A 12,546-nucleotide genomic window follows, 5' to 3' on the forward strand; every position below is an offset into this window, starting at 1 on the left:
TTAATTTAAAGTTTTTGATATAATAGATAAGGATGAAATTGAGAAATGATAGTAATGTATTAAAGGGTGATATAATGGCAATGAATGATTGGAAGGTTTTCTTAATGCCTTATGAGCAAGCAGTAGATGAACTGAAAGTTAAGTTAAAATCAATTAGAAAAGAATATAGAAAAAAAAATGAATATTCACCTATAGAGTTTGTAACAGGAAGAGTAAAAGAAGTATCAAGTATGTTAGAGAAAGCTAACAAATTTGAAATACCAATAGATAGGATTAGATATGAGCTTGAGGATATTGCAGGTATAAGAATAATGTGTCAGTTTGTTGATGATATAGACACAGTTGTGCAGATATTAAGAGAACGTAAAGATATGCAAATTCTTTATGAGAAGGATTATGTAAGGAATGTTAAAGAGAGTGGTTATAGAAGTTATCATATGATAATAAAATATCCTGTAAATATGGCAGAAGGATTAATAGAAATTTTGGCTGAATTTCAAATAAGAACATTAGCAATGAATTTCTGGGCAACTATAGAACATTCTCTTAATTATAAATATAAGCAACATATACCTGAACAATTGAAAGAAAAACTTAAAAGATCTGCGGATGCAGCATTTAGATTAGATGAAGAGATGTTAGAAATTAAAGATGAAATTAAAGATGCACAAAAGTTATTTGAGGTTAAATCGCATTTGATTTCAAATATAATGAATTTATTATTAACTTTAATTTCACTAGGTAAGGAAACAGAGGCAGCCAGATTCCAAAAAACTTTAAATAAGTTAATAGAAGATGGCGAGGTTTGGGAATTAAATAGTTTACTATTTTCTGTTAAAAGAGAAATTGAAAAATATACGGATTAAGAATTTTTGTACATTAAGTTTATGAGGTAAAGTATTTTTTATTGTTCGAATAATTTAAAATATAGCTGTAGATTTTCAATATTTAAAAGAAATATCTGCAGCTAGTTTTTTATTTTCTAGGAGATTATATTGTTGGACAATCCGTGGACAAATTATGAGAAAGACTATTCTGAAGGTTTTCTTTTAAAAGAGGATAAAAAAGAAAATATATTCGCCTGTATAAAATGTTTTTATATGTAGAATAGTTCAGTAGTGTAGCATAACTGCTCTTTTTATAAGTGCATAGCTGCCGGATCTAATGTGCAGATTTTTCTCATATGTGTTCGAAAAGGAAGATGCGTAAAAATATCTCCGGCTCTACAGTTGCCAGCGATTTTGTTCTAGAATATTGAATAAGGTATGTTGTAAAAAATTAATTAGATATATTAATATTAAATATTTATTAAGTATTATAAAAGTAGAATGTGTTTATTATTTAGGCATAGTGAATATGTGAGCAATATCAAGTATAATGTTTTATATAGAAATAATATATCATGAAATTAATATATATAATAAGGAGATAAAAATGGATAGAGATCAACTATTATTGAGATTGAAAAACAATCCTGAATATATTCAGGAATTAGACAAAGTTGATGAGGAATTAGAATTATTTATTGTTAAGAATAATGGTAACAATATTAAATACATTAAGAAACCTAGTAAGGAGGTGCAAAAACAAGCTATTGCAAATACTCCGTTGTCAGTAAAACACATTAAAGACGTTGATGAAGAAATTGCTATAATGTGTGTTAAGAGCTTGTGGAACTCTTTAGAATTAATAAATAATCCTACTGAAAAGGTGATAAAGGAAGCTATTAATACTAAAGGATGGGCTATACAATTTGTAGAGAACCCTAGCGAGGAACTTCAATTATTAGCTGTTAGCAGGGATTATGATGCAATTAAATATATAGATAATCCTTCTGAAAAGATTCAGCTTAAGGCTATAGAAAACTACTATGTAGCAATTAGATTTATAAAAAATCCAAGCCTTATGGCTAAAATAAAAGCCATAGAGCTAAATGGAGAAGCTATAAATTATATTTCTAATTATGATTTAGATGAAATAAAGAAATTTATATATGAAAACATAAATGTAGTTAAGTATATTTATGAAAGTATAGATGTATCACTAGTAATTGAGGTGCTTCAAGAAAAAATTAAAGAAGAAGATATTAGTAAGAAATATATTGAAGATTTCCTAGAGCTAGAGGTTTTGGAAATGGATAAAATTAATTTTGTTAGAGAATATGGAAGCAAGAATGCTAAAAAATTGTTAGTAGATTATAAATTATCTATATAAGAATGGAGGCGAAAAGATTGAATTATTTAGAGTGTTTAAATACAGTAGATTTAATAGTTGCATCAAATGATGTACCCTTAATTATAGGAGAAAGTGGGGTTGGAAAGACTTCATTAGTTAAGCGCATAGCAAGAGAAAATGGGCATTATCTTGTTACAATAGATGCGAACTTGTTAAAAGAAGGGGAAATAGGTGGGCTGCCTGTAGTTGAAAATAGAATGACTATATATGCTACACATAGTAAATTGATTGAAGTCAAAAAGGCATTAAATGAAGATACAAATAGAAATGTTATTTTATTTATAGATGAATTGAATAGATGCGATCATGCCGTAGCACAAGAACTTATGAATCTTATCTTAAATAGAGAGATTAACGGATATATATTGGATGAGAGAGTTAAGGTAATAGCAGCAATGAATCCTTCTAATAAAAATGATGGCTTTAATAGCAGTCAATATGATGTTGTTGATATGGATCCGGCTCAAGAAGATAGATTTGTTTGGGTAAGGCTTGATTCTGATATTAAAGAATGGATTAAGTGGGGAATGAGTAAGGATGGAAACATTGATGAACACATTATAGAATTTTTGTCTACATTTCCAGAATATCTACATACTCCTGACTCAGAAGAGACAATAAAAGCTACTCCAAGGAGCTGGGAGAGAATATCAAAAGCATATAAAGTATTTGTGAAAAATAAGGGGAAATACTCTTTAGATACTTTACTGAATGTTGTAAAAGGAAATGTTGGAATTAGCATTGCAAATGATTTTGGGAATTTTTTAATTAACTTAAAAACACCTTTAGTAAAGGTTGAAGATATATTCAGTAGTGATATTTTAAATTTTGAGCTAAAGGAAAAAGTAGAAAAAGAAAATCATTCTAGATTATACATATTGTCAAAAAATTCGTTGAGGTATTTAGAAAACATGCCGATAGAAAGGAATTTAAGGCTATTTTCAGAACTTCTAAATTTATACCCAAGAGACTTGAGACTTGGTATTATGAAGGAAATAAAAAGAGATTATAAGGAAAGTGGACTATATGAAAAGTTACTGGGTAATGAAGAGTTTTTAGAAGCATTTTTTAATATATTTAAGTGAGAATCCAAATCTATGATTTGGCTTATCGAACTTACTCAGCGAACGAACGTGAGTCGAGTTTCCTTTGAAAAGTAAAGTTATATCTAAAAATTGCTATTACAAATTAAGTTTATTGCAAGTAATCAATAAAAGAGGGGGAGGAGAGTATGGATTTTGAAGAAAAAAGACAGCAACTTTTAAAAGAAGCATATCAATTGCATGAAGGTGATGAATTTAGCGACAAGTACAAAAGAAGTTTCTTTGAGTTAGTTGAAGACAATATATTATATTTATTACAAACTCAAGATGTTTTTTTTGGGCAATTTATGCTTAGAGTTCAACGAAAAATAAATACTAGTTTAACTGCTCCAATAGCAACTATTCCAAAGCGTGATAGATTTGAGATGCATTTTAATCCATTTTTGTTTTTGGATTGTAATAGAAAAGAAATGGCAGCATTATTTAAACATGAAATATATCATATAATGAATTTGCATTTTGAAAGAGAAAGAAGATTGAAAACTAGATTTAGCAAAGAAGCGGTTAATGTTGCTTTAGATATTTCAATTAATCAGTATATAAAAGATCTACCGGCCTTTAGCAAAAGACTTGATACAGTTAATATGGAATATAATTTATCACTTGAAGAAAATAGAAGCGTTGAGGAATATGCAGAAGAGATTCATAAATCAATTAAGTCTAGAATAAAACAAGATAAATTTGATAAAGATGATGATTCAAAATATGAAGTAGATATGTCAAAAGTCCACGATTTATGGGAAAGTGCTCAAATAAGTGATGAAGATATTAGTAATTTGACTAAGAAAACGGCTCTAAGTGCCTATAATGAAAATACTCCAAAAGGATTAGAAAACATAATTCTAGCTTATAAAGAAAAGGCAGAAATACCTTGGCAACTCGTTCTTAAGAACATTCTTCCAAGTGTGAAATCAGGTTATAAAAAGACAATAACAAGAAGGGACAGAAGACAGCCAGAACGATTAGATTTACGAGGAAGGCTTCCTAAAAGTCAAACCGAATTAATTGTAGCGATAGATATAAGTGCAAGCATGAAAGATGGTGATATGCATAAGATACTAGTGGAAATACTGTCAATAACTTCAAATGTCAAAAATAAAATCACAATTATCGAATGTGATAGTGAAATTAGAAAAGTATATGACTTAAGAAATGAGAATGACATAAAAAAGAGAAGTAAGGATAATGGAGCTACGAAATTTACACCTGTATTTAAATATATAAATGAAAATAATTTAAGAAGTGCTGTATTAATATATTTTACAGATGGCGTTGGAGAAAGAGAGCTTGAGGTAAAGCCAATTAACAAAAAAACTATATGGGTTATATCTGGGAATGAAGAATTATCATTAAAAAATGCTTATGGAGAGATTAAAAGAATAAATACTGAAAAGAAAGAAAGCCCAGGTGGAAATATTGGATTAAAGATGGTAAATGAAGCTATACATGACTGGGCTAGATAGGAAAATTATTAACTAATTTTAAATAGGCAAATATAAGGTAATATGTTAAAATAAATTACAGTATAGAGGAGTGATATTCTTGACCCAAGGAATGAAAAATACAGAGTATACAAGATTTTTATCTATACTTCTTGTAGTAAGTATAATACTTAATATATATGTATTATTTAAATTGAATAATTACAAATATAAACTAGGTCAGGAATCTTATACTAAGATAGAGGATTTTAAGCAAAGAAACGAAAGTAATATGGATATTTTGTCTAAAGGAATTGAAGAGAATAGTCTAAAAAATGAAGATTTATTAAAACTTTATAAAAATTATGATGAAATGTCTAATGACATAATAGAATTATGGCAACAGTATAGAGCATATACTCAAAATGCAATACCCTTTTTTTCCAAGGTGATTAAAACTGATAAGATAATGGAAAATAATATAAATGAAAAAATAAAGGAGTATATGTTATCTACTTTAAGTAAAGAGATGAAAAATGAATCAAGTAAAATACAGCTAGAAAGTGAAGATTTACAATCCTTTAAGCATATGTATGAAATTTCTTCAAAAACATATGATTATTTTAATGAATTTAATGAAGAAAATTTAAAGGGAGCTACAGGTGAAAATAAGGAAAGTAAAGTTATAAAAGAACGTTATTGGATAGATATGCTGGAAGGTATATATAAAATAAGTGATAATTATGTGGATGTGCAATGGAAAATAGAGACAGTAAATAGTACAAATAAATAAAAGTATAATGGTAAGATAAGGTTGAAATTTTTTGCAAGGTTAATGTAAAGTATGTATAAAATTATAATCAAAAAAAATGAAGAATAAATATTCTTCATTTATTCTTGATTTTTTATTATGATTTTAGTGGCATCCAGAGCAAGAACCGCCACATCCGCCTTCTGGTGCGATAACAGGTTTTAAGCTTAAACCATTACCTTCATTTTCATCAGAAGAAAGTATTATAAATCCACCAAATTGTTCTATTAGGGATTTTTCATATATAAATGAAATATCATTCATTTTTTCAACTTCATCAGCGTCAGTAGCCTCTGAAACAGATATGTTAAAAACTGGACCGCTACATGCATAACCAGCAAAATTTATTCTAATATTGAAATCAGTTATTTTATTTTCGTCTAAAAAAGCTTTAAATTCATTGTAAGCTTCTTCACTTATATTAACATTTTTCATATATAAACACCTACTTTATGAAATATTAATGATATTAAATCATTAAAGTAAGTATAGCATATATATATTAAAATAAAAAGTTAATATTAATAGTTATATTATGGCTAAGAATGTGCTATTATATTATGGTTTATTAAATATATAATGTTAATAAATAAATTGTGCAGTATTATACAAAATTTGGAAAATATGCTATAATGAATAGGACTTATTAAGATTTTGCATTAAATATTGTAAGAAGGGGAATTAACTATGAAACCATATAATAAAAGTTTTGTGTTCCAAGAGATAAAGCGATATAGTGACTTAATTAATCAAGGAACTTGTGGCGACTATAAAATAGTTAAAGATACCATAATAAAGCAAGAATTACAAGGTTATATGTATGAAAATGAAGAAGAATATGATATAGATATAGTTCAATTATATAAAAATGGTAATAATTTAATGAAACTCACACCAAAGACAGTGGAAAGTTCATATGGAGCAATTTCTTTTGCTCACGGAAAAGTTGGTGTGATTGGACTTGGTGTTGGATATGTAGTTCAAGAAATTGCAAGAAAAGATAGCGTAGAAGAAGTTATCGTATATGAAATTAGTGAAGAAATAATAAAATTATATAATAATAATTTTCCTAAAAATGAAAAGATACGAATAATAAAAGGTGATGCTTTCAAAGCTAAAAGAAATAAATTTGATTTCTTTTATGTAGACATATATAAATGTGAGTTAAGTTCTAAAATAGTTAATGATTATAAAACGCTAAATGAACTCCATGAAATTGAAGAATATGCATTTAGAGGATTAGAACATTTTTTATTAAGTTGTAAATATGAGGATATAGTATGGATTTATATACCTGAAAATTGGATTTCAATGAGTAAGAAGGCTTATGAAGCCCTTGATGCTTCAGGATATTTAAATAGCTATAAGCCTCTAGATGAAGAGAATGTTAAAAAAATATTGTTTCAGTTTAAAGAAATATTGAATGCATAAATTCATCTGTATATTGCGGTATTATTTGTCGGGGATTTAAAGTTTATTAACTTTAATACATTAAAATGATACATTAGAAACTATTTGTTAATGGATATAGCAGGAGGATAACTAATGATATTATCAGGAAAAGAAATATTAAAAAATATTGGTAGTGATATAATAATTGAACCATTTGATAAGAAAAAAATAAATCCTAATAGTTACAATTTATCTTTACATAATGAATTATTAGTTTATGAAAATGATATTTTAGATATGAAAACTCCAAATCCAACAAAAGTGATAAAAATTCCGAAGGATGGATTGTTATTAGAACCAGGTAAATTATATTTAGGTAGAACAAATGAATTCACGAGTACTAATAAATATGTTCCTATGCTTGAAGGACGGTCTTCAACAGGAAGGTTAGGATTATTTATTCACGTTACAGCCGGATTCGGAGATATTGGATTTTCAGGTTACTGGACGCTAGAAATTTTTTGCGTTCAGCCAATAAAAGTTTATCCTGATGTAGAAATATGCCAAATATATTATCATGATATCCATGGAGAATATGATTTATATAACAGCGGCAAATATCAGAACAATACAGGAATACAACCAAGTTTAATGTATAAAGATTTTGAAAAATAGTTGTATTTACTAATATGATTACTTTAAAATTAAGTTCGTAAATATGCTCAACTTACTAAAACTTACTTATAATAATAAAATTAAGATTTAGTAAGTTGAAGCAACCAATACGATATGTGAATAATATTTTATTTAAGTTTAGTGACACTTCCATTCTTAATAGGTAATTCTATTACAAATAAAGCTCCTGAGGCTGAATTTTTAGCACTGATTTTACCATTTAACTTTTCGATGATATTTTTGCTAATAGATAATCCTAATCCGAAATTTCCATTTTTTACATTGTAAAATCTTTCAAATATATTTGCAAGTTCATAGTCTTTAAAACCAGGACCATCATCTGATATAGATATACTTACTATATTGTTATCAGTAGTTTTTAATTGTATCATAACAACTCTAACTGCATATCTTATGCAGTTACTTAAAATGTTACCAATAGCTCTAGAAAGCTTTTCTTCATCTCCATTAACAATAATTGTATTACTAGAAATATTTATAGCTATATTTATATTTTTGTTTTGAGCTAATAAACTCATACGTTGCAAGTAGCTGTTTAGTAAATCATTAAGATTTAGACTTGAATAGTTATAATTCTCTTCAATTGCATCAAGCAGAGAGAGGTAAAGTAGACCTTCTACTAAGTGAGTCATACGCTTAATTTCAGAAAGTATAACTTCAACGGCACTATTGCTATCAATAACTTCATATTTAATACCCTCAGCGTAACTTTGTATAGACATAAGTGGAGTTCTAAATTCAGGGGAAACGTTTTTTGGGATTTATCATATGTTCCAAGTTTTTCAGACATAACATTGATGCTATTTACAAATTCACGCAATTCATCATATACTGGCATTTCAATTTTATTTCCGAAATTCCGTTCAGAAATATCATTTATATGCTGATTAAGGTGAAAAAAAGGTTCAGATATTTTCTTGGACACTCTAGAAGAAAATATAGTAATTTTTTTCTCTAAGAATAATTAAAATAGAAAATTTTACGTATCCCTATTCAAAAGATTGTAATAGGGATGTATCATTATAATGTAGATAAAGAACTTTTAGAAGCTCATTTTTAATGCCTGTTACAGAAAAAGTATTTCACCTCATGGCATGGAAAATATTTCGGAGCATAAATCAAATTCATAGCTGGTTTATCTATAAAATAATATAAGTTTTAAATATAAATTAATATATAAAGGAGAATGGAGAAAATGGAATTAGTAATATTAGAACCATTAGGTGTAAATAAGGACAAGTTACTAGGAATGGCAAAGGATAGCTTAGGAAATGAAGTAGATATAATATATTATGATACAAGAGTAGAAGATACCGAAACATTAATAGAAAGAAGCAAAGATGCTGATGCTGTAGTACTATCTAATCTTCCATATAAAAAAGAGGTAATAGAAAACTGTCCAAATTTGAAAATGATTTGTGTGGCATTTACAGGAGTAGATCATGTTGCAATGGATTACTGTAAGGAAAGAAACATTTTAGTATGCAATTGTGCCGGATACTCAACTGTTGCAGTTTCAGACTTAGTATTTGGTATGGTTATTTCTCTATATAGAAATATTATACCATGTGATAAGGTGACTAGAGAAGGTGGAACAAAGAATGGTCTTGTTGGATTTGAACTCGCAGGAAAGAAGTTTGGAGTAGTAGGGTCAGGAGCAATAGGGATGAGAACTGCTGCAATTGCTAAGGCTTTTGGCTGTGATGTATATGCTTATAGCAGAACTAAAAAAGATATTGAAGGAATTGAATTTGTAGATTTAGATACATTAATGGCTAATTGTGATATAGTATCACTTCATGTTCCATTAAATGAAAGTACTAAAGGATTAATAAATAGTGAAAAACTATCATTAATGAAAGAAAGTGCAATTCTAATAAATACAGCAAGAGGCCCTGTTGTAGATAGCTTAGCGCTTGCAGAAGCTTTAAATAGTGGCAAAATTGCTGGTGCTGGAGTAGATGTATTTGAAATTGAGCCCCCAATTCCTACTGATCATGTGTTGTTTGGAGCGAAAAATTTAATAGTTACTCCTCATGTTGCATTTGCAACAGCAGAAGCCTTTGAAAAAAGAGCTGTTATTGTTTTCGATAATATAAAAAAATGGTTAAAAGGTACTCCTCAAAATGTAATGTAACATAAGTTTATAAAAAGTAAAAATAAGAAGTTAGAGTTTTAAAATGATGCCTATGGGTTATACACTTTTTGTGTTAGAACATAGGTATCATTTTTATATTATTTGAAAATTGTTTATAAAATTTTTAAAATTGCTTTAAAGGATTTTTAAAATTGGATTTTATAATGAATTCATAACAAGCAAGGAAATAAATCCTTGAAAATATCAGGAGGCGTTATAAATGAATAAAATTAAAGTATTATATGATGTATTTAAAACTATGAAGGAAAAAGAAATATTTAAAGGAAATATAAAATTGGAAGCAGCTAAAGGTGATGTGAAAGTATTATCATTTTCTAATGAATTTGAAACCAATACTAAAAGTGGGGAAACAAAAGCTAATATAAATGTTGATTTAGATGCTGAAGGCAAAAAAGTAAAACATGATAGTAATTCAGAATTTAATATAAAGGATTGCCCACATCATGGATTCCATAGAGGAATGCATATGAATAATCATGGGATGAATATGCACGGAGTGCATGGTCATAGTGGAATAAAAGGAGGCCTTTCAAAAATCACTTTTATATTAAATCTATTAAATAATGTACAAGTTGAAGAAAAGGATGAAAAAGCTATTATATCTTTAGAGTTGAAAGAAGTATTTAAAGAAATTAAGGATATGCATAAAGAATTCCATAAAGGAATGGATGAAGAAAAGATAAAGGAGCACATAAGACAAATGAAGGAAAATGATGATAGAGGTTTTCATAAGCATCATAAATTTATAAAAGAATTATTGTGTTCTGAAAACAGCGACGCTGTATTAAAAATATATGCAAACAAAAATAATGAAGTTGAGAAAGTAGAAATTTCCTCTAAAGGCGAAAATACTGTAAATGGATCACTAGATTTAGTTTGGTAAACGTACTATAACTGTATATACCGGGTTAGGAGATATTAAATGTCAAAGTATATTATTTGTAATAACACTAAAAAGTATAATGAATTAACTGAAGCTTTAAAAAATAGAGGGATTGAATTTGAGACAACACATTGTGATAGTAAATGTTTTAAATGTCGCACTAGAGTAATGATTAGAGAAGATGATAAATATATATATGCAACTGATGTTAAAAATCTATTAAGAAAAATGAATATTTCTTAATGTAAAGAGGGTTTGAAATTCAGAAATCTCTAAATTATTGATGTAAAAATTCAATTATTTAGAGATTTTCTTTTATAAATAAGGAGATTTGTTCCCAATCAAAATTTAAGTATCTCATAGAATTTATTTTATGAGAATTATTAATAGGCGGGTTTAATTTAATTTATCAAAAGTTAATTTGTAATGTTATAATCATTACAATAGTCGAAATTTATTTTAAGGTGGTGGCTGAGATTAGAAGATTTAGAGGAAGAGTTCATACTCATTTTAATAATAGAATTGATATAGAACATCGGGAATATTTTGAAAAACTAAAAGAATTAAATGAGATGCGTTATGAATTAGTTTATGAGCATCAAAAAATACATCATAAATCTCATCATAAGCAATTTAATGAATTTAATAGGATACATAGATATTTAAGATGGATGCGCCCAACAGGAATTTTAATAAGTATACTGCTTGTTTTTTCTATATTCAAATTTGTAGATGTAAAGGCAGTTACTATATTTTTCGCAATGATTTTTATTGTTCATCAGAGCTCTCACATATATATAACAATGAGAATGGAAAAAAGAATTATGAAACCTATAGAGAAGTTAAAAGATGGTGTTGAGCAAATAGCTAGAGGTAATTATGATGTGAAAATAGATAATGACGTGTATAATGAAATTGGAATTTTAATATACGATTTTAATAAAATGGCTGAAACTTTAAAGAAATCTGAAAAGATGAAACTTGAGTATGAAGAAAATAGAAAAGCATTGATAGCCAATATTTCTCATGATTTAAAAACACCGATTACTTCAATTAATGGATATATTGAAGCCTTAGTAGATGATGTTGTTACTTCACCAGATAAAGTAAAAAATTATCTAAATATAATTCATAATAATACTATTTATATAAACAATCTTATTGACGATTTATTTTTATTTTCAAAATTAGATATGCAGAAATTAGATTTTAATTTTAAGATAGTTAAATTTAGGTCATTTATGAGTGATCTCATGGAAGAATTTGATTTTGTTCTTAAAGAAAAAAATATTGAATTTAAATTTGAAGATAGGTTGTCGGAAGAATTAGAGGTTAACATAGATGGAAAAAGAATATATCAAGTTATTAGAAATGTTATAGGGAATGCTATAAAATACGGAAGACAAGAAGATTCAATAATTAAAGTGGAATTAAGTAATAATGATGAATGGATTAAGATAGAAATTAAAGATAATGGTCCTGGAATTCCAGAAGATAAACTTTCAAATATATTTAATAGATTTTACCGTATAGATACAGAACGTACAAAAGATTTTATGAGTACAGGTTTAGGACTTGCAATTGCAAAGGAAATGGCAGAAGCCCATGGAGGAAAAATTTATGCATCAAGTATAATGGAAAAGGGAAGTACGTTTACTATAGAACTACCAATAAAGTGAAGATTTTCAGGTGGAGGGAGCTCTAGCTGAATTTTCATATTAACAATGGACACAATGTTCAGAAGTGAGCAGCTGCTATCCAATGCTTAAAGAAGAGGAAGTGTTACGGATACTAGCTATCGGACATTGTGTTCTTTAATGGTATAAATAATAAAGAGGAGGAAGCAC

13 protein-coding genes are annotated in these 12,546 nt (G+C 27.6%); 11 read left to right on the forward strand and 2 right to left on the reverse strand.

The genetic code is table 11. From position 1 onward, the window contains the following. Positions 1-74 precede the first annotated feature (74 nt). The 5 genes from T483_RS0104790 (at position 75) to T483_RS0104815 (ending at position 5,552) form a co-directional block, all read left to right on the forward strand. On the forward strand, positions 75-866 hold the full coding sequence (locus tag T483_RS0104790; protein WP_026885815.1) for a GTP pyrophosphokinase: 792 nt from the start codon (positions 75-77) through the stop codon (positions 864-866). A gap of 568 nt (positions 867-1,434) precedes the next feature. Beyond that, positions 1,435-2,214 carry a hypothetical protein gene (locus T483_RS0104800; RefSeq protein WP_026885816.1) on the forward strand — a complete coding sequence of 260 codons (780 nt, stop codon included), beginning with the start codon at positions 1,435-1,437 and terminating at the stop codon, positions 2,212-2,214. A gap of 17 nt (positions 2,215-2,231) precedes the next feature. Beyond that, complete coding sequence (locus T483_RS0104805) at positions 2,232-3,320, forward strand: ATP-binding protein (RefSeq protein WP_026885817.1); 1,089 nt, start codon at positions 2,232-2,234, stop codon at positions 3,318-3,320. Positions 3,321-3,466: 146 nt separating this feature from the next. Beyond that, a complete protein-coding gene (locus T483_RS0104810) occupies positions 3,467-4,801 on the forward strand; it encodes a vWA domain-containing protein (protein ID WP_026885818.1) in 1,335 nt (444 codons plus the stop codon). A 79-nt stretch (positions 4,802-4,880) separates the two neighbouring features. Next, positions 4,881-5,552 carry a hypothetical protein gene (locus T483_RS0104815; protein WP_026885819.1) on the forward strand — a complete coding sequence of 224 codons (672 nt, stop codon included), beginning with the start codon at positions 4,881-4,883 and terminating at the stop codon, positions 5,550-5,552. A gap of 123 nt (positions 5,553-5,675) precedes the next feature. On the opposite strand, the gene T483_RS0104820 is transcribed toward T483_RS0104815, so the two are convergent. Continuing rightward, positions 5,676-6,005: a HesB-like protein gene (locus T483_RS0104820; protein ID WP_012060752.1), complete on the reverse strand. Its 330-nt coding sequence runs from the start codon at positions 6,003-6,005 to the stop codon at positions 5,676-5,678. A gap of 252 nt (positions 6,006-6,257) precedes the next feature. Between T483_RS0104820 and T483_RS0104825 the strand changes: the two genes are divergently transcribed. Both T483_RS0104825 and dcd read left to right on the forward strand, forming a co-directional pair. Continuing rightward, positions 6,258-7,001, forward strand: coding sequence for a hypothetical protein (locus tag T483_RS0104825; RefSeq protein WP_026885820.1), 744 nt, complete (start codon positions 6,258-6,260; stop codon positions 6,999-7,001). Between the two features lie 114 nt (positions 7,002-7,115). Next, a complete protein-coding gene (gene dcd / locus T483_RS0104830) occupies positions 7,116-7,637 on the forward strand; it encodes a dCTP deaminase (RefSeq protein WP_026885821.1) in 522 nt (173 codons plus the stop codon). Between the two features lie 128 nt (positions 7,638-7,765). Here the strand turns inward: dcd and T483_RS28725 are convergent, their stop codons facing one another. After that, positions 7,766-8,380, reverse strand: coding sequence for a sensor histidine kinase (locus tag T483_RS28725; RefSeq protein ID WP_051560286.1), 615 nt, complete (start codon positions 8,378-8,380; stop codon positions 7,766-7,768). A 473-nt stretch (positions 8,381-8,853) separates the two neighbouring features. On the opposite strand from T483_RS28725, the gene T483_RS0104840 reads away from it, so the two are divergent. The 4 genes from T483_RS0104840 to T483_RS0104855 all read left to right on the forward strand — a co-directional run bounded on the left by T483_RS0104840 (position 8,854) and on the right by T483_RS0104855 (position 12,378). After that, positions 8,854-9,795 carry a 2-hydroxyacid dehydrogenase gene (locus T483_RS0104840; protein ID WP_026885822.1) on the forward strand — a complete coding sequence of 314 codons (942 nt, stop codon included), beginning with the start codon at positions 8,854-8,856 and terminating at the stop codon, positions 9,793-9,795. Between the two features lie 220 nt (positions 9,796-10,015). Beyond that, entirely contained in the window at positions 10,016-10,699 is a 684-nt protein-coding gene (locus tag T483_RS0104845; RefSeq protein WP_026885823.1) for a hypothetical protein, read from the forward strand. A 39-nt stretch (positions 10,700-10,738) separates the two neighbouring features. Continuing rightward, positions 10,739-10,942: a hypothetical protein gene (locus T483_RS0104850; RefSeq protein WP_026885824.1), complete on the forward strand. Its 204-nt coding sequence runs from the start codon at positions 10,739-10,741 to the stop codon at positions 10,940-10,942. Between the two features lie 329 nt (positions 10,943-11,271). Next, on the forward strand, positions 11,272-12,378 hold the full coding sequence (locus T483_RS0104855; RefSeq protein WP_431603140.1) for a sensor histidine kinase: 1,107 nt from the start codon (positions 11,272-11,274) through the stop codon (positions 12,376-12,378). Positions 12,379-12,546: the final 168 nt, after the last annotated feature.

It is taken from the genome of Clostridium beijerinckii HUN142 (assembly GCF_000621745.1).
Lineage (GTDB): Bacteria > Bacillota > Clostridia > Clostridiales > Clostridiaceae > Clostridium > Clostridium beijerinckii_A.